17 protein-coding genes and 1 riboswitch are annotated in these 21,846 nt (G+C 59.0%); of the genes, 7 read left to right on the top strand and 10 right to left on the bottom strand.

Going from position 1 to position 21,846, the window contains the following annotated elements; genetic code table 11:
• Positions 1–100: 100 nt before the first annotated feature.
• Positions 101–206, bottom strand: a riboswitch (TPP riboswitch).
• A gap of 180 nt (positions 207–386) precedes the next feature.
• Positions 387–1,823 (top strand): TolC family outer membrane protein, encoded by a 1,437-nt coding sequence (locus FEZ21_RS01600; RefSeq protein WP_003438959.1) that lies wholly within the window; start codon positions 387–389, stop codon positions 1,821–1,823.
• 40 nt (positions 1,824–1,863) lie between these two features.
• Here FEZ21_RS01600 and waaA read toward each other — a convergent pair whose 3' ends face one another.
• Positions 1,864–3,141 carry a lipid IV(A) 3-deoxy-D-manno-octulosonic acid transferase gene (gene waaA / locus FEZ21_RS01605; protein ID WP_003438958.1) on the bottom strand — a complete coding sequence of 426 codons (1,278 nt, stop codon included), beginning with the start codon at positions 3,139–3,141 and terminating at the stop codon, positions 1,864–1,866.
• A gap of 164 nt (positions 3,142–3,305) precedes the next feature.
• On the opposite strand from waaA, the gene FEZ21_RS01610 reads away from it, so the two are divergent.
• The 4 genes from FEZ21_RS01610 (at position 3,306) to FEZ21_RS01625 (ending at position 6,753) form a co-directional block, all read left to right on the top strand.
• Positions 3,306–3,638 carry a multidrug efflux SMR transporter gene (locus tag FEZ21_RS01610; protein ID WP_003438955.1) on the top strand — a complete coding sequence of 111 codons (333 nt, stop codon included), beginning with the start codon at positions 3,306–3,308 and terminating at the stop codon, positions 3,636–3,638.
• Positions 3,639–3,767: 129 nt separating this feature from the next.
• Positions 3,768–4,943, top strand: coding sequence for an FAD-binding oxidoreductase (locus tag FEZ21_RS01615; protein WP_160626296.1), 1,176 nt, complete (start codon positions 3,768–3,770; stop codon positions 4,941–4,943).
• Positions 4,940–5,752 (top strand): aldo/keto reductase, encoded by an 813-nt coding sequence (locus FEZ21_RS01620; protein WP_003438950.1) that lies wholly within the window; start codon positions 4,940–4,942, stop codon positions 5,750–5,752. The genes FEZ21_RS01615 and FEZ21_RS01620 overlap by 4 nt, the downstream gene beginning before the upstream one ends.
• A 41-nt stretch (positions 5,753–5,793) precedes the next feature.
• Complete coding sequence (locus FEZ21_RS01625) at positions 5,794–6,753, top strand: hypothetical protein (RefSeq protein ID WP_003438949.1); 960 nt, start codon at positions 5,794–5,796, stop codon at positions 6,751–6,753.
• 69 nt (positions 6,754–6,822) lie between these two features.
• Here FEZ21_RS01625 and hldE read toward each other — a convergent pair whose 3' ends face one another.
• Together hldE and msbA are read right to left on the bottom strand one after the other, a co-directional pair.
• The gene (gene hldE / locus FEZ21_RS01630) at positions 6,823–8,244 is read right to left on the bottom strand and encodes a bifunctional D-glycero-beta-D-manno-heptose-7-phosphate kinase/D-glycero-beta-D-manno-heptose 1-phosphate adenylyltransferase HldE (protein WP_003438946.1); all 1,422 of its coding nucleotides are present in this window, start codon (positions 8,242–8,244) and stop codon (positions 6,823–6,825) included.
• Between the two features lie 171 nt (positions 8,245–8,415).
• Positions 8,416–10,224, bottom strand: coding sequence for a lipid A export permease/ATP-binding protein MsbA (gene msbA / locus FEZ21_RS01635; protein WP_003438945.1), 1,809 nt, complete (start codon positions 10,222–10,224; stop codon positions 8,416–8,418).
• A gap of 157 nt (positions 10,225–10,381) precedes the next feature.
• Here msbA and FEZ21_RS01640 point away from each other — a divergent pair, with 157 nt between their 5' ends.
• On the top strand, positions 10,382–12,244 hold the full coding sequence (locus FEZ21_RS01640; RefSeq protein WP_178092358.1) for a bifunctional O-antigen ligase/aminoglycoside phosphotransferase family protein: 1,863 nt from the start codon (positions 10,382–10,384) through the stop codon (positions 12,242–12,244).
• The gene (locus tag FEZ21_RS01645; RefSeq protein ID WP_160626300.1) at positions 12,241–13,446 is read left to right on the top strand and encodes an acyltransferase; all 1,206 of its coding nucleotides are present in this window, start codon (positions 12,241–12,243) and stop codon (positions 13,444–13,446) included. Before FEZ21_RS01640 ends, FEZ21_RS01645 begins: the two co-directional genes overlap by 4 nt.
• 75 nt (positions 13,447–13,521) lie before the next feature.
• Here FEZ21_RS01645 and FEZ21_RS01650 read toward each other — a convergent pair whose 3' ends face one another.
• From FEZ21_RS01650 to FEZ21_RS01680, 7 genes are all read right to left on the bottom strand, one after another.
• Entirely contained in the window at positions 13,522–14,406 is an 885-nt protein-coding gene (locus FEZ21_RS01650) for a glycosyltransferase (RefSeq protein ID WP_127195728.1), read from the bottom strand.
• Positions 14,403–15,554: a glycosyltransferase gene (locus FEZ21_RS01655; protein ID WP_127195727.1), complete on the bottom strand. Its 1,152-nt coding sequence runs from the start codon at positions 15,552–15,554 to the stop codon at positions 14,403–14,405. Before FEZ21_RS01655 ends, FEZ21_RS01650 begins: the two co-directional genes overlap by 4 nt.
• Positions 15,551–16,435: a DUF6625 family protein gene (locus tag FEZ21_RS01660; RefSeq protein WP_029612535.1), complete on the bottom strand. Its 885-nt coding sequence runs from the start codon at positions 16,433–16,435 to the stop codon at positions 15,551–15,553. Before FEZ21_RS01660 ends, FEZ21_RS01655 begins: the two co-directional genes overlap by 4 nt.
• A gap of 63 nt (positions 16,436–16,498) precedes the next feature.
• Positions 16,499–17,905, bottom strand: coding sequence for a PIG-L deacetylase family protein (locus FEZ21_RS01665; RefSeq protein WP_160626302.1), 1,407 nt, complete (start codon positions 17,903–17,905; stop codon positions 16,499–16,501).
• Between the two features lie 103 nt (positions 17,906–18,008).
• Positions 18,009–18,905, bottom strand: a complete 897-nt coding sequence (locus FEZ21_RS01670) for an antimicrobial resistance protein Mig-14 (RefSeq protein ID WP_003438932.1) — start codon at positions 18,903–18,905, stop codon at positions 18,009–18,011.
• Positions 18,905–20,035 carry a glycosyltransferase gene (locus tag FEZ21_RS01675; protein WP_160626303.1) on the bottom strand — a complete coding sequence of 377 codons (1,131 nt, stop codon included), beginning with the start codon at positions 20,033–20,035 and terminating at the stop codon, positions 18,905–18,907. The genes FEZ21_RS01670 and FEZ21_RS01675 overlap by 1 nt, the downstream gene beginning before the upstream one ends.
• Positions 20,019–21,776 (bottom strand): carbamoyltransferase, encoded by a 1,758-nt coding sequence (locus FEZ21_RS01680; RefSeq protein WP_003438928.1) that lies wholly within the window; start codon positions 21,774–21,776, stop codon positions 20,019–20,021. The genes FEZ21_RS01675 and FEZ21_RS01680 overlap by 17 nt, the downstream gene beginning before the upstream one ends.
• Positions 21,777–21,846: the final 70 nt, after the last annotated feature.

Here is a 21,846-nt window from a genome sequence, read left to right on the forward strand (position 1 = left end):
GCACGGATGCACCCAAGGACTGGATGCTGAGTGGCGACCTCGAACGATTGATCATTTATTGAACAATCGATCCCGGACGGCACTCAAGAGGACTCGCCGGGAGACGAGAAATCTTGTTCCCTACGCAGGCGTTAACCTGATCAGGTTCAACGGGATCCGAAATTATTCGATCTCAGCCTCATAGCAAGGCACCCCGACAAGAACCCGGCCAGTCTATTGAAGAGTGACGCAGAACGCCAACCCGATATGAACCGCGTGATGAAAGGCGCTATAACGGCATTGTTGCAAGATGCCACCACCACTACACTCGCTACGTCTTGAAACCACGAGCGTCGGAGCACGGCCTCGGGCCTTTATTTTTCGCATTATTGAACTAGGGATCGCTCATGCTGCGCAAACTTTCACTGGCTATCGCCGTGTCCTGGGCGACCAACGCAATGGCGCTGGATACACAAGCCCCGCTATCCAGTCAGAACGGGCTGGTCAGCGTCTACCACGAAGCGGTCGACAACAACGCCGATCTGGCAGCTGCCCGCGCCGATTACGATGCCCGCAAGGAAGTCGTGCCCCAGGCCCGTGCCGGCTTGCTGCCCAACCTGTCGGGGGGTGCCGAGTCGAGCAACGTGCGCACTTCCATTGACCAGCCATCGCTGACCACCACCCGCAGTGCCGTGGTGTATCAGGCCACACTGGCGCAGCCGATTTTTCGCGCTGACCGCTGGTTCCAGTTAAAAGCCGCCGAATCGGTCAACGAACAGGCTGCCCTGCAACTGTCGGCCACCGAGCAGAACCTGATCCTGCAAACCGCCGAGTCGTACTTCTCGGTACTGCGCGCCCAGGACACGCTGGCCTCGACCAAGGCTGAAGAAGCCGCGTTCAAGCGCCAGCTGGATCAATCGCGCGAGCGCTTTGACGTGGGCCTGTCGGACAAGACCGACGTGCTGCAATCCCAGGCCAGCTATGACACAGCACGGGCCAACCGGCTCCTGGCACAGCGCCAGGTGGCGGATGCGTTTGAAGCCTTGATCACCCTGACCAACCGCCAGTACAACTCGATTGAAGGCATGCGCCACACCCTGCCGATCCTGCCGCCGACGCCAAATGACGCCAAGGCCTGGGTCGATACCGCAGCCCAGCAAAACCTCAATCTGCTGGCCAGCAACTTCGCGGTGGCAGCTGCCGAAGAAACCCTCAAGCAGCGCAAGGCCGGTCACGCGCCGACCCTGGATGCGGTAGCGCAATACAAAACCGGCGACAACGACGGTTTTGGCCTGAGCAACCCGAATGCGCTGCAGCAGCGCTACAGCGGGGATGTGTCGCAACGCAGCATCGGCTTGCAGCTCAACATCCCGATCTACAGCGGCGGCCTGACCAGCTCGCAAGTGCGCGAATCCTATTCGCGCTTGAACCAGACCGAACAGCAGCGTGAATCGATGCGCCGCCAGGTGGTCGAAAACACCCGCAACCTGCACCGCGCGGTCAATACCGATGTCGAGCAGGTACAAGCGCGCAAACAGTCGATCATCTCCAACCAGAGTGCGCTGGAAGCCACAGAAATCGGTTATCAGGTAGGCACGCGCAACATCGTCGACGTGCTCGATGCCCAGCGCCAGCTCTATACCTCGGTGCGCGATTACAACAATTCGCGCTATGACTACATCCTCGACAACCTGCGGCTCAAGCAGGCTGCGGGCACCTTGAACCCGGGGGATCTCGAAGCACTGTCGCGCTATCTGAAGCCTGACTACAACCCGGACAAGGACTTCCTGCCACCGGACCTGGCCCAGGCCGCCGAAGCCAATATGCGCTCACCGGGCAATTGAACAACCGCCTGCAACCGCAAGGTTGCAGGCCAGCCCCGGATCAAATCTTGAGAAGTCGTCCCAGGCCATCCAGCAGGCGCTGCAGCGCGCCCTGATTGGCCTGCATCACCTTCAATCCGGCTTCGCCCATGCGCTGCGCGTCCTGGGGCAGTTCAAACAGGCGCTGTAACGCAACCGCCAGTCCTTGCGCGTCATCCACCTCTTCCAGTGCCCCGGCCTCGCGCAACAGCACGGCGATTTCGAGGAAGTTGAACAGATGCGGACCGCTCAATACCGGTTTGGCCAGGGCCGCCGGCTCCAGCAGGTTGTGCCCGCCATTGGCGACCAGACTGCCGCCGACAAACGCACTGTCGGCCAGCGCATACAAAAACAGCAACTCGCCCATGGTGTCGCCCAACAGCACCTGCACCCCGGCACCGACCTGCTCGCCACTTGAGCGGCGCACGGTGGCGAAACCCTCGCGCCGGCACAGTTCGAACACCGAGTTGAAGCGCTCCGGGTGACGCGGTACCAGAATCAGCAGGGCATCGGGATGGCTGGACAGCAATTGACGATGGGCCGCGAGCACAATCGCGTCTTCGCCTTCATGGGTGCTGGCAGCAATCCATACCGGGCGGCTTTGTGCTTGCCAGTGTTCACGCAGTTCGCCGGCCTTGATCAGCAATTGCGGATCGATGCTCAGGTCAAACTTGATTGAACCTGTCACTTCCACACATTCAGGGCGGGCGCCCAATGCACGGAAACGCTCGGCTTCGGTCGCAGTCTGGACCGCGATCAGGCTCATTTCCTCGAGCATTGGCCGGGTCAGTTTGGCAAACCGTGCATAGCCCTTGGCCGAACGGGCTGAGAGCCGGGCATTGGCCAGCGCCACCGGAATGCCGCGCCGGGCGCACTGGTGTATGTGGTTGGGCCACAGTTCGGTTTCCATGATCACCGCCAGTACCGGCTGTACCCGATCCAGAAAGCGCGCCGCCGCCCAGGGCAAATCGTAAGGCAGGTAGCAATGCTGGATCCGCGGTTCGTCGGCGAACAAGGCTTTGATCCGCTCGGACCCGGTGGGGGTCATGCACGTCACGGTAATGGGCAACTGTGGATAACGCTTGAGCAACGCCCGGATCATCGGTGCGGCAGCGATACTCTCGCCCACAGACACGGCGTGCACCCAAATCCCGCCCGGCTGCAGCAGCGGAAAGTTCAGCGCGAAGCGCTCGCCCACACGCTTGGCATAGGCCGGCGCCTTGCGCGCCCGCAGCCACAAGCGAATCGCCACCAGAGGCAGCCCCAGATGAAACAGCAAGGTGTAGAGAGTTCTATTCATGGGCACAGAGTTTACTTGAAAAAGTATTACCCATGATGGCACCCGCCGACCCGGTCATGTCGAGATGTCTGGCGGATCTGTCGTAATCAAAACGCAATACACTTTTACACTCTCTAGAATGGCTTACTGTTAAATTGCCCCGCATTACTCCTCAGGACTCCACCATGAACGCCTACTACTACCTGGCCATCGCCATCTGCGCCGAAGTGATCGCCACCGTTTCCATGAAGGCGATCAAAGGTTTCAGCACGCCGTTGCCACTGATTCTGGTGATTGCCGGTTACGCCACCGCATTCTGGATGCTGACCCTGGTGGTGCGTACTATCCCAGTGGGTGTGGCCTATGCCGTATGGGCAGGCCTGGGAATCGTGCTGGTGAGCATCGCCGCGCTGTTTATCTATGGCCAGAAACTCGACGTGCCGGCCATGCTCGGCATGGGTCTGATCGTGCTCGGGGTGGTGGTGATCCAGCTGTTTTCGAAAACAGCGGGGCACTAATCCGCCCGTTACCCTGTAGTCGCCCGACAAGTCAGACCCAAGCCCCATAAATCCTCAACGCCCACTAAAAGTCAGAGTGCGGATCAGCCTGTATACTCCCGGCCTTGTCTTTGAACGCTGAGGTCGACCATGCCATCCGTTATTTCCACCGACGTACTGATTGTCGGCGCTGGTGTTGCTGGCCTCTGGCTCAATGCCCGCCTGCGCCGCCAGGGCTTTTCTACGGTACTGGTCGAGAGCCGGACCCTGGGCGGCGCACAGACCGTAAAGTCCCAGGGCATCATCCACGGCGGTGCCAAGTACGCGTTACATGGCGCGCTGACCGGCGCCTCTGAAGCCATTGCCGATATGCCCCGCCGCTGGCGCGAAGCCCTTGCCGGTAACGGCGAGCTGGATTTGACCGGAGTACGCTTGCTCTCCGAAGCCCACTACCTGTGGTCACCCGGCACCCTGGCCGGCAATCTCACCAGCTTCTTTGCCAGCAAAGCCGTGCGCGGCCGTGTTGATCAAGTCAAAGGCGATCAACTGCCGCCGGCCCTGCAAGACCCGCGATTCAAGGGCAAGGTTTACCGGTTGGCCGAACTGGTGGTCGATGTCCCCAGCCTGATTGAACGCCTGGCCGAACTGGCCGGCGACGGTTTGCTGTCTGGCCAGAATATTGAGCCTGTGTTTGCCAACGAAGAACTGATCGGACTACGGATCGACGGGCGCGAGATCCATGCCCAACGCATCGTTTTCAGTGCCGGAGCCGGCAATGCCGAACTGCTGGCCAGTGCCGGGATCAGCGTACCCGCGCAACAATTGCGGCCGCTGCACATGGTGCTGGTCAAGGGCCCGAGCCTCAAACCGCTGTACGCCCACTGCCTGGGCGGCGGTCCCAAGCCACGGATTACCGTGACCACCCATCCGGCAGCCAATGGCGAGTGGGTCTGGTACCTGGGCGGTGACATTGCCGAGGCCGACGGGGTGGCCCGCACACCGGCCGAACAAATCGCCGTGGCGCAAAAAGAACTGGGCAATTTGCTGCCGTGGGTCGATCTGAGCCAGGCGCAATGGGCCACGCTGCGGGTCAACCGGGCAGAGCCTGCACAGTCCGGACTGGTACGTCCGGACAACGCCTTCCTCGCCGACCAGGGTCGCTTGCTGGTTGGCTGGCCGACCAAGCTGGCACTGGCACCCGACTTCTCGGACCGGGTCATCACCGCACTGCACAACGACGGTATCCAGCCAGGCAATGCCCCTGTACTTCCCGAATTTGTGCGCCCGCCATTGGCTCAAACCCCATGGGAGCAACTGTTGCCATGAGCCAGCCAACCCTGCACCCGTTCCACCGCCCGCTGGGCAGTACCGGCCTGATGGTTTCACCGCTGGGGCTCGGCACTGTCAAACTGGGACGTGACCAAGGGGTGAAATACCCCAGCGGTTTCAAGATCCCGGATGATGGCGAAGCGAAAATGCTGCTCAAGCTGAGTCAGGACCTGGGTATCAACCTGATCGACACCGCCCCCGCCTATGGCCGCAGTGAAGAGCGTCTGGGCCCGTTGTTGCGGGGTCAGCGTCAAGACTGGGTGATTGTCAGCAAGGTCGGCGAAGAGTTCGATAACGGCGTATCACATCACGACTTCAGTGCCGCACATACCCGGCGCTCGGTTGAACGCAGCCTGCAACGTCTGGAAACGGATTTTATCGATCTGGTCCTCGTGCATTCGGATGGCAATGACCTTGCTATCCTCAACGAAGCCCAGGTCTACGAGACCCTGGCCGAGTTGAAGCGCGAAGGTAAGATCCGCGGTTTCGGCCTGTCGGGAAAAACCGTCGAGGGCGGGCTCAAAGCCCTGGAAACCGGCGACTGCGCGATGGTCACCTACAACCTCAACGAACAGGCCGAACGCCCGGTCATCGATTACGCAGCAGCCCACGGCAAAGCGATTCTGGTTAAAAAAGCCCTGGCCAGCGGTCATGTTTGCCTCAGTCCCGGGGTTGATCCGGTACGCGCCAGCTTCGAACTGGTATTTGGCCATCCCGGGGTTGCCAGTGCTATTGTCGGCACCATCAATCCGCTGCACTTGGCCCATAACGTGGCAACCGTTGCCCAGGTTCTGCGTAACCTCTAAAGCCGCCGACGCGGCCGACCCCGACGCAAGAAGGAGCCGACATGCCGCGTTCGCTGATTCGCAAAAACCCCAGCGACTTTAAGACCCTGCCGTTGTTTGTCGAAGCCACGCCCGAAGGCTTGAGCTACCAGACCATCGGCAGACCCCTGAACTTTGCGCAAACCTTGCAAAAACGCCGCCCGGTGAACGTCGCCGACAATCAGCGATTTTCCCTGGAACTGGCCAACCTCGGGGTCTCCGTCCGCCTGACGCTGAACTGGCAAGGCCGCGATTACTGGGTGCTGGTGCGCCAGCGGCGCCAGGATCGTGGCGACGTAGTGCTCAAACTGATCTCGGGCTACGTGCCTGCCCACGAGGTCAGCCTGCCCCTGCACACAGCCATCCAGGAGATTGCCGAAGAGTGCTTGCTGGAAACCCCGGAAGGCTGGCTCAGCGGGCGCTTCAACGAAACATGGTTGCCCGCGCCTTACGCCAGCGCCCTGCATTACCGAGAGGCCCTGCCCTTTCGTCTCACGCCCTTGTCCGGCGCGGCTCGCCCGGTTCGCTGTGGCAGTCAGCCATTGATCGAGCGTCCCAGGGCCTACGTGCACTTGCCGACGGCATCGCTGCAGCTGATTTACGACCTGCGCCTGGAAGTGCCCAAGGAAGCCAAGTCACTGAGCCTGTTCCACGTCGACGAACGGCTGGAGGGCGACCAGCTAGTGGCGCGACTCGACCGCAAACGTGCAGACCTGTACCTGATGCCGCTGACTGACGGCCAGCCCTGTGCCGAGCTCTACACCCTGCACAAGGATCGTCTGCACAGCGCCAGCACCCGCGGCCTGTATCTGGCCGAGAGTTTTGCCCGTCAAGAAGGCTGGGTGGTGAGTGATGAGCGCATTCGCTGGAAGGACTGGCTCGTGCAGCAAGGTTTGAGCGTGCCGGGCAAGGAGTCGAGACTAAAAAGCCTGACCGGCAAGGCACGGCAGATATTCAGAAAGGTGGTGAAGAGCAAGGCATGACACTGCAGGAGCAAGCTTTTTCAAGATCAAAAGATCGCGAACAAGCTCACTCCAGCAGAGACGGGATCATTACTGACCGCGGATTTTATCGACAATCGCCGTGGTCGAACTGTTTTCAACCAGCCCCAGCACTTTCACGGTGCCGCCATAAGACGTCACGATATCGGCACCCACGACCTGATCGATCCCGTAGTCACCGCCTTTTACCAGCACGTCCGGCTTGACCTGAGCCAGCAGGTTTTCAGGGGTCGCTTCAGGAAAGCTGATCACCCAGTCCACCGCGCCCAGACCGGCCAGTACCGCCATGCGCCGGTCAACGCTGTTGATCGGACGCCCCGGGCCTTTCAGGCGGCTCACCGAAGCATCGTCGTTGACTGCAACGATCAGACGATCGCCCTGCGCCCGCGCCTGCTCCAGATAGGTCACGTGGCCGGCATGCAAAATGTCGAAGCAGCCGTTGGTGAACACTATTTTCTCGTTGTGGGCCCGGGCATCGTCGATGGCCAGCAGCAACTGATCGAGTTTCAGCACACCGCGCTCGGAACCCTCTTCGCGCTGGATCGCGCGACGCAACTCCGGAGCACTGATGGCGGCCGTCCCCAGCTTGCCAACCACAATCCCGGCAGCCAGATTGGCCAGCGCCACAGCGTGGGGCAGTTCTTCACCCGCGGCAATGGCCGCCGCCAGGGTAGAGATAACCGTGTCACCGGCTCCCGTCACGTCGAACACTTCGCGAGCGCGGGCCGGCAGGTGCATGGCCGCAAAGCCCGGACGCAACAGGGTCATGCCGTGTTCGCCGCGGGTTACCAGCAAGGCGCCGAGGTCCAGGTCAGCCATCAATTTGGCGCCTTTGGCCACCAGATCGGCCTCATCGGCGCAACCGCCAACGATGGTTTCAAACTCGCTGAGGTTGGGCGTGATCAGGCTCGCACCCCGGTAGATCGAGAAGTCCTTGCCCTTGGGATCGGCCAGCACCGGGATGCCCCGGGCACGCGCGGCCTGGATCAATACCTGGTGGTTTTTCAATGCGCCTTTGCCGTAGTCGGACAGCACCAGCACCTTGATGCCTTCAAGGAGATTTTCCACCTCGGCCCCCAACGCCTGCGCGTCGGTGGCGAACGGTTCTTCGAAGTCGATACGCAGCAGTTGCTGGTGGCGGCTCATGACCCGCAGCTTGACGATGGTCGGCTGGTGCGCGATGCGCTGGAACAGTGCGCGTACGCCTGCGCCCTTGAGGCTATTGGCCAGGCTGTCGGCAGCTTCGTCATCGCCGGTCACACCGACCAGAGATGCCGGCGCGCCCAGAGCGGCAATGTTCAAGGCAACGTTGGCAGCACCGCCCGGACGGTCTTCGATTTGCTCAACCTTGACCACCGGCACTGGCGCCTCAGGGGAAATCCGCGAGGTTCCGCCATGCCAATAACGGTCGAGCATGACATCGCCTACCACCAAGACAGGGGCTTGATCGAATCGCGGCATGGACAACTTCATGGAGAACCCACATACAAAATGAACAGAGGCGCGATATTAACACAGGGTGAACCCAGGTCAGTTCACGGTATTAATGCAGCGAATGAGAATCAGGCGAGGGCTACAAACCCTGATCGCCCTTAGGCATATTTATGGGCGCCGGCTGGCCGGCGCCCATAAATCAGGATGACCCTAGGCGATATCGCCGGAGGTCTGCGGGGCATCGAGCCCCATCGAGTGCAGTCGGGCGTAGTAACCGTTTTGCGCCAGCAACTGTGTATGGGTACCACGTTCGACGATTTCGCCCTGATCCATGACCAGGATCATGTCGGCTTTTTCAATCGTTGACAGACGATGGGCAATCACCAGCGTGGTGCGGCCCTTCATGACGTGATCCAGTGCCGCCTGAATATGGCGCTCGGACTCGGTATCGAGGGCCGAGGTCGCTTCATCGAGAATCAGCACCGGGGCGTTTTTGAGCAGTGCCCGGGCAATTGCCAGACGCTGACGCTGACCGCCGGAAAGCAGCACGCCGTTTTCACCGACCTGGGTGTCCAGGCCTTGCGGCAGTTGCTCGATGAAGTCCATCGCGTAAGCATCGCGCGCGGCCTTTTCGATATCGGCCCGGGGTGCACCGGCCAGGTCGCCATAGGCAATATTGTTGGCAACGGTGTCGCTGAACAGGGTCACGTGCTGGGTTACCTGGGCGATATGGCGGCGCAGGTTGAGCAAGCGATATTGTTCAATCTCTACCCCGTCGAGCAGAATTTCGCCCGAGGAGTGGTGATAGAAGCGCGGAATCAGGTTCGCCAGTGTCGACTTGCCGCTACCGGAACGCCCGACCAGAGCCACCATCTGCCCGGGTTCGGCGATGAACGATACATTCTTGAGCACTTGGCGGTCAGTGTCCGGGTAAGTGAAGTTGAGGTTACGCACCTCTACACGCCCCGTAATCTGGTCACGCTCAACGGTTCCGGTGTCCACTTCCGGTTTTTCATCCAACTGCTCGAAAATGCTTTCAGCCCCGGCCACGCCTTTCTGGATGGTGGAGCTGACTTCCGACAACTGACGAATCGGCTTGGGCAACAAGCCGGCCAGGGTGATGTAGGCAATCATGTCGCCTGCGGAGGCATCGCCACGCAGGTAGAGCACCAGGAACATCAGGATGCCCATGGCGATATAAATGACCAGTTGCAGCATCGGCGTGTAAATCGCGCCGGTGCGGGTCATGCGCAGTTGCTTGTCCGTGTTGCTCTGGCTGGCTTGCAGAAAGCGCTTCTGCTCGTAGGTCTCGCCGCCGAAGCTGCGTACGACGCGATAACCCTGGATGGTCTCGGACGCTACGTGGGTTACATCACCCATTGCCACCTGGATTTTCTTGCTCTGTTTACGGAATTTTTTACTGGCGGTACTCACCATCACCGCAATCAGCGGCAAAATTGCGATCATCACCAGGGTCAGGCGCCAGTTCATCCACAGCAACGAGGCGAACAGGAACACCACCGTCATGCCTTCGCGGATAACCACCTTGATTGCATCAGTGGCGGCCCCGGTCACCATCGTCACGTTGAAGGTAATGCGCGAGATCAGATGGCCGGAGTTGTGCTTGTCGAAATAGCGGTTGGGCAGTACCAGCAGGTTGTTGAACAGCTGGACCCGCAAGTCATGCACCAGGCCGAGGGACACCTTGGCCAGAAAGTAGTTACCCAGAAACGAGCCCAGGCCTTGCCATGCTGCAATCAACACAATCAGTATCGGCACGGCCTGCAGCAGACGTAAATCACGCAGGTAAGGGACGCTGGGAAACAACACCGCATCCGGGTTCGACAGGCCGTCAACGAAATACTTGAGGATGTAACCAAGCATGGGTTGAGTCGAAGCGAAAATAAGGAACCCGACAATACTCAGCAGGAAAAGGCCGATGTAGGGTCGGACATAGCCTAAAAGACGCAGATAGATTCTTACGCTCGATTGGCTTTCGCTGGGGCTGGATTCAGTCATATCACGCGGCGGTTAGTAAAAAAGGATGCTGACTTTATCACAGCTTCTCTGGTGTACTGCGTGCCGGTTGGGGTGATGCCCCAAGGGGTAGCAAAAACGACATTAAATGGCCACTACGCTAGTATGGCTGTCCAAAATCTGGAATGAATTTTACCGCATGCAATTCAGCTACTTAAGTTATTCAAAACAACGGTTATTTGACTTTATTTGCCTATGGCTCCTGCCCATCGGCTTGTTATTGCTGTTATCCGACCTTTATTTTTTGCCTGGACGCAGCCTTCATCACAAACTTTATTACGCTTTTTTCAGTATCCCTACCCTGATCGCGATCGTTCTACGCCCCCGGGAACTGAAAGAAATCCTGCGCGAGCCCATCATTCTCGGTTTCATTGTGTTTTCAGCATGGGCACTGGTCAGCCTGATCTGGAGCGACACCAGCGACAGCTTCCTCGACGAGCTCAGGCCCCCCTTGCACCTGCTGATGCTGTTTCTGGGCTGCTCACTGCTGATCAAATACCGCAGTGAAAGCCTGCAGCCGGTGTTCTTCGGCGCCGCGCTGATTGCCTTGATCGCCACTGTTTATAACCTGTACATGTTTGCCCAGGCTTACGTCCCGCAAGCCCGGATGGTCGGCGCTGGTGCATTCGACAATCCACTGCTCAGCTCCCATGCCTTCGGGTTCTTTTGTATTTACTGGCTCTCGCTGGCCATGACCTGCAAACGCCCGCATGTCCTGTTAATCGCAATACCTGCCTTTGCCATCATGTTCGTGTCCCTGCTCGCTACGGGCTCAAGAACGCCTCTGGCAGCCATAGTCCTGGGCATGATCTGGCTGAGCTTCATTTGCTGGAACCGTCGCTCGCTGGCGCTGATCAGCATGCTGGCCGCGGGCGGCATTGTGGTTATGACACTGTTCTCCGAAATGATGCTAAACCGCGGCAGCTCGTTTCGCTTTGATCTGTGGCAATTGACCCTGGAGCAAATCAAGTTGAAGCCCTGGACCGGCCATGGCTTTGACGCCTCCCTGGCCCTGCAACTGCCAGACATCGGCTACGCCTTCAGCGAGCCGCACAACTTCGCTCTGGGGGTGATTTACTACGTGGGCATTCTGGGCTTCGTGCCCTGGCTGCTCATCCAGGCATGGGCGCTGTACAGCAGCTGGCGTCATCGCGTGCAACCGCTGTTCATCCTGGCTTCCGCCTGGCTGGTGTACGGCATTGGTGCCGGCCTGACCGAGGGCGGCGGCATTCTTTCAAGACCTAAAGAGCACTGGTATCTGCTGTGGATCCCTCTGGCCCTGATCGCTGCCCTGAGCATCAATCGGCGCCTGAAAACCCTGCGTGACCGGCCTGTCCACCGGCTACCTGACGCAGCTTTCAACACCTTGAAAGCCCATGCACAGATCATTGAGGAAGACGGTCTGGGGCCTAAAGTTCTGCGTCTGGACAACGGCAACTTCCTCAAGCTGTTCCGCGAGCGTCGCTGCTACACCTCTGGCAGCTTCAATCCGTACTCGGAACGCTTTGCCGTAAACAGCGAGCGTTTGCAGGCTATGGGCATTCCGGCGCCAACAATTCTCGACCTGTACCAACTCAACGACGGCAGCACAGCCGTGCTGTATCAGCCTTTGCCAGGCCAAACACTGCGCCAGGTCATGCAGTCCATGGGCTCACCCGCCGTGCGGCAAGCGCTGGTCGAACGTTTTGGCAAATTCCTGGCCCTGTTGCATGACAAGGGGGTGTACTTCCGGTCCTTGCACCTGGGCAATGTGTTGCTGATGGACGATGGCGAGTTCGCGCTGATCGATATCGCAGACATGCGTATTTTCCCCTCCCCCCTGAGAAATGCCTTGCGCCAAAGAAATCTGCGCCACATGCAACGTTACCCTGAAGACCGCCGCTGGCTGTTCGAAGAGCAACTCCCTGAGCTGCTGCAAGGCTACGCCACACTGGCATCCCCGAGCGCTGTGGAAGGTTTGCGCGTACAGGTTGCCGCGCTTTCCCGGGCGGTCAAAACTTGAGCCTGGCGAACGACAGCGTTCTCTGGGCGCTGATGGCGTATGCCCTGGCGATAGCCACCTCCGGGCTACTGCTGCGGTATTTCCCGGCACTCCAGCGCCTCCTCAGCCATCCAGGCCAAAGCCGCTATGCCAGCGTCGATGGCTTGCGCGGTTATCTGGCGTTCGGGGTGTTCGTTCACCACATGGCGATCATCTGGGTATTTCTGCATACCGGGGTGTTCGATGTGCCCAAGAGCAAGTTCTACGCCCAGATCGGACTGGCAAGTGTGGCCTTGTTCTTTATGATCACCGGCTTTCTGTTCTGGGGGCGCCTCATGGAAAAGAGGCGCGACTTCGACTGGCTGGCCTTCGCCGTGTCGCGGGTGTTTCGTCTCTACCCGCTGTACTTGCCATTGCTGGTGCTGGTGATTTTCAGCGTGTTTTATATCCAGGACTGGACGTTCAAGGACGCCCCGCTGCAAGTGGCCGGCCAGATCATGAGCTGGCTGATCTTCGACCGGCCCGACATCAACCAGTACCCGCAGACCGGCATTCTGATTTCGAACGTGACCTGGACCCTGAACTACGAAGTGTTCTTCTATATGTCACTGCCGCTGTTCGGGATGGTGTTTCTGTACCGCCGTAACTGGAGGCAGACCGTTTTATGCCTGCTGGGTATCTACGCCCTGTATCAGCTGGTCGGCTGGGAACACTCGCTGAAGAAGCACTTCCTCATGAGTTTCCTGGGAGGTGTGGCAGCAGCCTATTGGGTACGTCAGCCCAGGCTGGCGGCCTGGAGCAAGACGCCTCTTGCGGGGGGCATTGCGCTGATTGTGCTGCTGCTGGTGATTACCCAGTTTCAGAAAAGCTTCGCCTTCCTGCCTCTGGTGCTGCTGACACTGGTGTTCTCGATTATCGCCTCGGGCCACACGCTGTTCGGCGCACTGACCCTGCGCAGCATTCGCTGGATGGGCGAAATCAGCTACAGCACCTATCTGCTGCACGGTTTCCTGATTTGGCTGATGATCCAGCGTACGCCACTGATATTGCCGTTCGATACCACAGAACCACTGACCTTCGTGATGCTGGGGGCGCTGTGTTGTTGCCTGCTGATCATCGTCAGCAGCCTGACCTTCCTGTACATCGAGAAGCCCGGCATGAATGCCGGCAGAAAGGTCGTGGACTGGTTACGCCAGCGCGCGCAGGTCAGGGCCAAGGCCTGACCTGCTGAGCGAGCTTGTTCGCAAGATCCGGTCGTTGAAAAAGCTCGCGAGCCAGCTCATTCCTGCAGGCAGGTCCTAGTCTTTTTCCAGCGGCGAAAAATACAGCCGCCCCAGGCCCCGCCAGGTCTTGCCCGTCCAGTGCCGGAACGGGATTTGAGCCAGCAGTTCCCGGGCCAGGGCCCGGTTGCGATTGGCGGTTTTCAGGAACATGGAATTGAGAAACTTGTACCGCACCTGGTCATACAGCGGGTGATCGCTGAATAACGCGTAGGTTTTCAGAATGCTGTCGATCATGAACCGGTGGTTTTTGTACGAGTTGGTGGCGTGCTTGCGATAGCGCGCCATCACCACGTTCAAGCCATCAATGAAGTACCCGGCATGGGTGACCTTCAGCTCGATATACAGGTCTTCCAGGCGGATCTGCGGATCGAACCCCCCCACTTTGTCCAGCGCCTCACGACGAATCATCAGGGTCGGGGCCGGCGGATAAGGCTTGCGCTCAAGAAACATGTCTTCGAAATCGAGACGGCGAAACGGTACGTCACGGCGCTGGCGCTTCTCCGGGAACAGATTGCCCTCGGCATCAATCAGCTCGATGTTACCCGCGCAAATACCGACTTCGGGCTTGCCGTCCATGTAGGCGACCTGAACTGCAATGCGGTCCGGCATCATGATGTCATCCGAACCGAACGGCACAATCAGGCTGCCTTTGGCGCGGGCAATCGCGCCGTTGAGGGTGTTGGTCAGGCCCTGATTCTGCTGTACCCGAAAGTCGAAACCATGGGCTTGCTGCAGGCGCTGAATGCGCTCGACGCTGTCATCCGGCGAACCATCATCGATAACCAGCAACTCGATATTGGGATAGGTCTGATCCAGAACGCTCTGGATGCTTTGCTCGATATACGGAGCATGGTTGTAGGAAGCGATGATCACCGTTACCAGTGGCTGCGAGTCTGTCATGGGTGATCCTTACGTGCCTGGCTCAAGCCAGAGTCAATCAAGTCCAGATACTCCTGACGGAACACCTCAATGTCATGGTGCTCCTGCAGGTAACGATACGCCTGCTCGCCCTTGGCCTGCAGTGCTGCATCCGGCAATGCCAGATACTCATCCAGCGCAGCGGTCAGTGTCACCACGTCACTGGGTTTGACTGCCAGACCGCCTGCCCCCTCAATCAACGGCAGCATGGCCGGGACATTGGTAGCGATGACCGGCAAATGCCCGCTCATGCCTTCCAGCAGCGCCAGCCCCAGGCCTTCAGCGAGCGAAGGCATGGTCCAGATATCGAAGGCGCGAACGTACTGCAGTGCGTTCTCCTGAAAGCCCAGCAGGTGTGCCCGCCCCTCAAGCCCCAACTGCCCGATCTGCTCGCGCAAACGCGCCTCTTCGCGGCCAGCACCAATAATTGCCAGTTGCGCCTGGGGGTATTTGTCTTTCAGGGCGGCGAAAGCCTGCAGCAAAAAACGATGGCCCTTGATCGGCACCAGGCGACCCAGCGCGCCAATCATCCGCGCATCCTGATCCAGGCCGAGCTTTTCGCGCGCCTGCTGGCGTGGCAGCTGCAAAGCCTCGGCCTGCTCGATGTCGATGGCATTGGTAATGGCGTAGGTATTCTGCTCAGTGAAACCGCATTGGCAGTCGAGCAAGTACTGTTTGACCGCAGGCGATACGCCGACAAAACGCCAGGCTTTATCGATCAGGCGTTTGGCCTGACTGCGCCGGTAAAAGCGGTCGTACTCGCCAAAACCGTGGGAAATCCCCACACACAGCGGGATTTTCAGCCAGCGGTTGAGTTGCAGCATCATGTTCACCGGCTTGAAGCGGTTGCAAATCACTACATCGAACTGCTCTTTACGACAGAACTTGTATAACGCCCACATGGCACGGATACGCATGCCCTTGAGCGACTTGTCGCTGAACTCGAAATACACCGAATGATCGGCCTTGCTCACTGGTTCGCCCGGCCCCGGACGACCACGCAAAAATGCCGCCGTGATTTCATAGCGCTCGCTGGGCAGCGCGCGCACGATCTGCTCGGCAAGGTCGGCAAAGTCATGGGATTTGACGTTGTAATCGGGCTGCAACTGCAAAACCTTTGAACGCTTCATAACTCTCCCCGGTGGAATCCGGTGGCATCAATAACCCAGGAGGGCTCTGCAGCCAGACACTGGATTGAAGCTGGATCGGGCGTTGGCAACTTCGCCCACTCATTACGCTTCCAGCACACGAAGTGAAAGTACGGAAAGGTATGATCGCCGTCACGATCATTCTTCAATATGCCATTCTTCCAGAACCACTTGGCCGGGAAGTTTTCAGTGCCGTCATGCCACTTTATGCAGCCACCCGGCGTGCTGAAGGCCTCGGTAAAGTCACTGGTACGACGAAGCGGATTGAACTTGCCCACCAGTTCAAATAGTGGTTTGGGGAAATTCTTGCGCCACAGGAAGATACGACTGAAAGCCCCTTCGTCCAGCGCATGATGCTGATCGTCGGTAAACCGCTGCTGCCAGCCCTCTATTTTCTTGAACAGTTCGAGCTTGCAGCGTGTATTGCGCATCAAGCACAGATGCCCCGCCACTCGTCGCTCGTGGGTCGAAAACAGATCAAACCTGGCCAGACGCTCCGCCGTGAAATAACTGCGCAAATCGCCGTAGATCAGATCGATATCGCCAAAGGCCCAGAAGTCATAGCCTTCCAGGCAGTCTTCATGGATATAGCCCAGAGCGGGCTTGATATCGCACAATTTGTAGGCATTTTTGGGCGCGAAATTGATCTCCAGGCGCTGCGAGACCTTGCGGCAATAATCAGCAAAACTGATGGTCTGGACTGTCACGTTGGCAGGCAGGTTTTCAGGTACCCCACAGTCACTGAAAAACTGCCAGTCAATATCAGGGTTGTGCCGACAACTTTGCAAAAAAAACGGCATCCAGAACGGCCATTGGCCGAAGTACGGGATGATAAATAAAATACGTGGCGTTGGTTTTATCACTGGGAACTCAATGTAAAGGTCGAGATTAGAGCCAATGCTATGGCCCTGCTTACTGTGCTTTTATTATTGGAGCAGCCAGAAAAGCTCATGACGCCTGACTGCTTTGCGGAAAAACTCATTCTCACCATAAGGTGATGGCTTTCTGCCTGCAAGGAGCTGTTGTATAGAGCGACGAACCCGCCGCTTGAGCGCGGCACGGGGTTGCAGGTCGTGCATCATGCCCAGTGCCATGGCCTTGTCGTGCTGCTGCGCAAGGGTCAGCGACAAACTGCAAGGCTGCAACACCAGGGCCGGGTTGAATACAGGTGGCAATGCAATGCCATCACCGCTATCGCCCATTGGCCAGCGATCGTTATCGTGCAGATGGTTGGCATACCCCAGAATCGTCGTCGGTTGCCACTCCAGCCCTTGCAGCGCCTCAAGAACAGCGGCGTGGGCACAGATGTGATCCGGGTGCGGGTCGATTGCAGGATGCGGCAGCACCATGACTTCGGGGCGCGCCCGCAGGATCAAGGCGCGCAAGTCCGCCAGCAGGTTGTTCCAGGTCGGGGCGCCATCCAGATCACCGGGCAGCGCAAACGGATTGAGCTGACGAAACAGGCGGATATCGCTCAGGTCAGCTTCGCGAGAGGCAACGGGCTGATCGGGGGCCGCCTGCATCGCAGGGAGCTGCAGGCAAAAATACCCCAGCTGCGCGCAATGGGCTTCGGGTACGCCCGCCCAACGCGGTACCACCAGGCTGTCCCAGGCCCGCAGACGGCCCTTGAGTCGCGCCGCTTCGGCGCGTCCAAGGCCCATCTGCTGATAATGCCCGGCTTCAATTTCGCCAGCGGTCAGGGTCACGATCCAGGCCTCTGCGGCCTGACTGTACAACCCGAAAGCGGCCAGCTCGGCATCGTCGGCATGGGGAGCGATCACCATGACCCGCTGATCACGGTAGTCGGGCTGGCGGAACACCCACAGTTCGGGCTCGCCCGCCACTCGGCAAAAACGTCCTTGCAGGCGCAACGTGCCGCTGGCCAGCGATGACGCAAAGCCGCTCAGATTCAGATAGCGCAGGCCGTTGACCCCGCGCTCGAAGGTCTGTTTATCCGTCGTCTGGGCGGCGAACAGTTGCACGAACGGATCGACAAAACGTCCGAGTATCCCGGCCTTGATCCTGACCGCCAGAATCAGGGTTTCGTCGCCGGTCAGGCTCGGAGGCTGATCGACTAGCAGCCTTTCGCCCTCAAGACGTACCGCCACACGCTCGGTGTCCGGCGCAAAGCTGTACTGATAATCATCTTTTGGTGAATAGAACAGGTGGTCGGCAAACCAGGCTTCATGGGCCACCCAGCCCAGAACCGCCAACACCGGCGGCAGCCACCAGGCCAGCAGCACACCGCTGGCAATCAACAGCAGCAGGCCAATCAGCAGACCCACGCGTTTGTTGCGCCGATGGCGCTTGAGGAGTTGTTGTTTGCGGCTCATGGCTTTTGCTCTAAGGCTTTTATTTCCTGTAGGAGCGAGCTTGCTCGCGATCTTTTCACGCAATAACGGAAAGCTCGCGAGCAAGCTCGCGCCTGCAAGACCTTTACACTTTGAAGACCGGCACCGGGTTGCACCACCGCTCTTTGTACTCGCGGTCGGCGCGACCGAACGAAAAGCGCAAAGGTTTGTTCAGGCTACGGGCCTGCTCCCAGGCCGACTGGGTGTTGAGGAAGCTCAACACACTGCCAGGACTGAAGGCCCGGGTTTCGGGATCGACACCGCCATTGACATACTCAACGCTGATCCACTGCGGCGATTCAACGCGATACACCAACTGAATAGCAATCGGCAAATTGTTAAGGAAAATCACCGAGCCGATCAACAGCTCGCGCAACAGCTCGATCACCTCTGCCATGCGCTCGGCACCGGTGGCGACAAAACCCCAGCGGCGCAAAAACAGATCGCAGTAAATCGAGGCCAGTTCAACACTGGAAAACTCCGCCACCGGACGTACCACACCGCCCGCCTCTTCCAGCAAGCGCAGTTCGCGGCGCTGGTTATAGCGGAACTTCTTCGAGAGTTCTTCAGGGGTACGGGCCATGGCCAACTGCTCGGGCTGCAGCACCAGGTTGCTGAAACGACCTTCGTTGAGCTGCGACAGATAACGTGCACGATGGCGCAACGGCGCATTGGCGTCAGCGGCCGCGGGCAGGATCAACTCGGCATTGCCCAGATCAAACAGACCTTTTTTGCCGTGCCGCTTGAGCACGTCCTTGGACAGGGCCACATCACGACCCCAGGCAGGAATCGCCGCTTTGAGCTCGCCATTTTGCTCCCACGCCAGATAGCGCACCGGGATCCCGGCCAGTGCGGCCAGGCGCTCGACCACCAGCGGATGGGTCGCGACACTGCCGCCAAAACGCTGCCAGGCCTCAGCATAAGCGGGAGCATCGACAACGCTCCAGCCACGCTCGCGCCAGCCTTGAAATCGATTGAGCATCAGGACTCCGCAGTCAGGTCGGTAACTTGCGGCAAATGCCAGAAAGTGTCGCGCACGGCCTGATCACTGAAGCGCTCCTGCAAGCGCGCCAACATCAGCTCGGCACAGGCCAGACGCTGTTCGTCATCCAGCACGGCCAGATGTTGCAGGCCCTGGGCCAAATGCTCGGCATCACCCAGCGGGAACAGGATCCCGACGCCTTCGACCACTTCCCTGGCGCCGCCACAGGCCGTGGCCAGCAGCGGAACTCCAGCAGCCATGGCTTCCAGCAGCACCATGCCGAACGGTTCATGATCGGAACTGAGGGCAAACACATCAAACCCGCGGAAATAGCGACGGGCATCAGGCACCTGACCCAAAAACTTCACGTGCTCGGCAATTCCCAGCTCTGTCGCCAGCTCTTTGAGGTCCTGCTCCAGGCGGCCCTTGCCCAGAATTGCCAGCTGACTGTCGGCAGGCAAGCCCGGCAACGCCCTGGCAAAACCCCGGATCAACGTGGCCTGGTCTTTGTCCGGATGCAGGCGCCCGACGTTACCGACAATAAAGCCATCAACCGACAACCCCAGCGCTTCACGCGCCTGGGTGCCCGGCAACTGCCCGGCTTGTACGCCAGCAACATCGATGCGGTTGTACAGCATGCTGATGCGCCCGGTCGGCCACTTGGGCAGGCACTGGCGCATGTCATCACGCACCGCATCCGAAACACCCAGCAGGCTCAGGCGTTTACGGAACAGGTTGGCGAAAAGTTTACGACTGCGACGCTGATAATCGCCAAAGGCGTGATGCACGCCAATCACCGGCAAACCGGTGGCCAGCAAGGCCACATAAATCGGCTTGAAGCGATGGGCGATGCAAAAGCTGAAATTGCGCGACGCTGCGATTTTACGCAGCTCGCGGATGGCTCCCAGCTTCAGGCCACGAATGGCCTTTGAGCTGAATTCCATAAACAGCACTTCATCAGACGCACAACCTGCAGCCACCTCGGGATCGGCCGCCCCGGTCAAAAAGACCGTGGTAACGCGATAGCCAGTGCCGGCAAACAGGCTGGCGTACTGACGCGCGCAGTCCAGAAACGGCCCGTCATAGCCATGGCAGAACTGCAGTACATGGCGCTCAGTCGAGCGATTCATACGTTTGCGCACCTTCTTTAACAACCAGAATGTCTTCCATGATCAGGTACTGCAGGTCAGAGCCGAAGAACATGTTCAGCGCATCGGTCGGCGAGCAAACCATCGGTTCGCCACGACGGTTGAGCGAGGTGTTCAGCGACACACCGTTACCGGTCAGGACTTCGAGTGCTTTCATCATGTCGTAGTAGCGCGGGTTGTATTCGCGCTTGAGCACCTGGGCGCGGGAGGTGCCATCTTCATGGACAACCTCAGGCACACGGGACTTCCACTCATCCGACACTTCAAAGGTGAAGGTCATGAATGGCGCAGGGTGATCGACCTTGATCATCTGCGGGCCCACGGTATCGAGCATCGACGGGCAGAAAGGCCTCCAGCGCTCGCGGAACTTGATTTGTTCGTTGATGCGGTCAGCCACGCCTTCGCTGCTCGGGCAACCGATGATCGAACGACCGCCCAGGGCACGCGGGCCAAACTCCATGCGGCCCTGGAACCAGGCCACCGGGTTGCCGTCGACCATGATCTTGGCGATGCGCTCAGGGGTGTTGTCGATTTTGCGATACGCCGGCTTGCCCGGGTGACGGGCACAGGCCGCAATCACGTCTTCGTTGCTGTACGCAGGGCCGAGATAGACGTGTTCCATCTTCTCCACCGGCACGCCGCGAGCGTGGGACACATAGGCTGCTGCGCCCACTGCCGTACCGGCATCGCCGGACGCAGGTTGCACAAACAGCTCTTTGACTTCAGGGCGGGCAATGATCTTCTGGTTCAGCTTCACGTTCAACGCGCAGCCGCCCGCGAAGGCCATCTTGCCGGTCTCCTTGAGGATGTCGCCCAGGTAGTAATCGATCATTTGCAGCGACAGTTTTTCAAACAGCGCCTGCATGCTGGCCGCGTAGTGGATGTAAGGTTCGTCGGCGATATCGCCTTCACGCTTGGGCCCCAGCCACTCGATCAGTTTTGGCGAGAAGTAGAAACCCTTGCCGTTTTCTTTGTAGCGACGCAGACCGATGACGTTGGCGTATTCGGTGTTGATCACCAGTTCGCCGTTTTCAAACGAGGCCAGACGCGAGAAATCGTATTTGCTGGCGTCGCCATACGGCGCCATGCCCATTACCTTGAACTCGCCGTCGAGCATCTCGAAACCGAGGAACTCGGTAATCGCGCCGTACAGGCCGCCCAGGGAGTCCGGATCGAAGAATTCCTTGATCTTGGTGATCTTGCCGTTTTCGCCATAACCGAAGAAAGTCGTGGCGTACTCACCCTTGCCGTCGATGCCGAGGATCGCGGTTTTCTCTTTGAAACCCGAGCAGTGATAAGCGCTGGAGGCGTGGGCCAGGTGGTGCTCAACCGGTTCGATCTTGATTTTTTTCGGATCGAAGCCCAGTTGCTCAAGACAGAACACAATCTTGTTGCGATAGCGCTTGTAGCGACGGTTGCCCATCAGGATCGCGTCAAGGGCGCGGTCCGGGGCGTACCAGTAACGCTTGGCATAATGCCAGCGCGCCTTGCCGAACAGGCTGATCGGTGCGAAAGGGATCGCAACCACGTCAACGTCGCCAGGCTTGATACCGGCCTGTTCTAGACAGAATTTCGCCGATTCGTAGGGCATGCGGTTCTTGGCATGCTTATCACGTACAAATCGCTCTTCTTCCGCCGCTGCGACCAGCTTGCCGTCGATATACAGGGCTGCGGAGGGGTCATGGCTCAGGGCGCCGGACAGGCCAAGAATCGTCAATGCCACAGGTTGTGCCTCTTTGGAATGCAGGCAGGCGGCAGGCGCCTGAAAAAATGGTGTGCTGCGCCCAAGGCGC

Source organism: Pseudomonas sp. 9.1(2019) (assembly GCF_009910445.1).
Taxonomy (GTDB): Bacteria; Pseudomonadota; Gammaproteobacteria; order Pseudomonadales; family Pseudomonadaceae; genus Aquipseudomonas; species Aquipseudomonas paraversuta.

What these genes read in the sequence shown, in the direction of transcription:
- FEZ21_RS01670 (WP_003438932.1), bottom strand. Translation starts at nt 18,905, where the DNA reads ATGCTCAATCGATTTCAAGGCTGGCGCGAGCGTGGCTGGAGCGTTGTC.
- FEZ21_RS01655 (WP_127195727.1), bottom strand. Translation starts at nt 15,554, where the DNA reads ATGAAGCGTTCAAAGGTTTTGCAGTTGCAGCCCGATTACAACGTCAAA.
- FEZ21_RS01610 (WP_003438955.1), top strand. Translation starts at nt 3,306, where the DNA reads ATGAACGCCTACTACTACCTGGCCATCGCCATCTGCGCCGAAGTGATC.
- FEZ21_RS01665 (WP_160626302.1), bottom strand. Translation starts at nt 17,905, where the DNA reads ATGAGCCGCAAACAACAACTCCTCAAGCGCCATCGGCGCAACAAACGC.
- FEZ21_RS01675 (WP_160626303.1), bottom strand. Translation starts at nt 20,035, where the DNA reads ATGAATCGCTCGACTGAGCGCCATGTACTGCAGTTCTGCCATGGCTAT.
- FEZ21_RS01650 (WP_127195728.1), bottom strand. Translation starts at nt 14,406, where the DNA reads ATGACAGACTCGCAGCCACTGGTAACGGTGATCATCGCTTCCTACAAC.
- FEZ21_RS01625 (WP_003438949.1), top strand. Translation starts at nt 5,794, where the DNA reads ATGCCGCGTTCGCTGATTCGCAAAAACCCCAGCGACTTTAAGACCCTG.
- hldE (WP_003438946.1), bottom strand. Translation starts at nt 8,244, where the DNA reads ATGAAGTTGTCCATGCCGCGATTCGATCAAGCCCCTGTCTTGGTGGTA.
- waaA (WP_003438958.1), bottom strand. Translation starts at nt 3,141, where the DNA reads ATGAATAGAACTCTCTACACCTTGCTGTTTCATCTGGGGCTGCCTCTG.
- FEZ21_RS01620 (WP_003438950.1), top strand. Translation starts at nt 4,940, where the DNA reads ATGAGCCAGCCAACCCTGCACCCGTTCCACCGCCCGCTGGGCAGTACC.
- FEZ21_RS01615 (WP_160626296.1), top strand. Translation starts at nt 3,768, where the DNA reads ATGCCATCCGTTATTTCCACCGACGTACTGATTGTCGGCGCTGGTGTT.
- FEZ21_RS01600 (WP_003438959.1), top strand. Translation starts at nt 387, where the DNA reads ATGCTGCGCAAACTTTCACTGGCTATCGCCGTGTCCTGGGCGACCAAC.
- FEZ21_RS01640 (WP_178092358.1), top strand. Translation starts at nt 10,382, where the DNA reads ATGCAATTCAGCTACTTAAGTTATTCAAAACAACGGTTATTTGACTTT.
- msbA (WP_003438945.1), bottom strand. Translation starts at nt 10,224, where the DNA reads ATGACTGAATCCAGCCCCAGCGAAAGCCAATCGAGCGTAAGAATCTAT.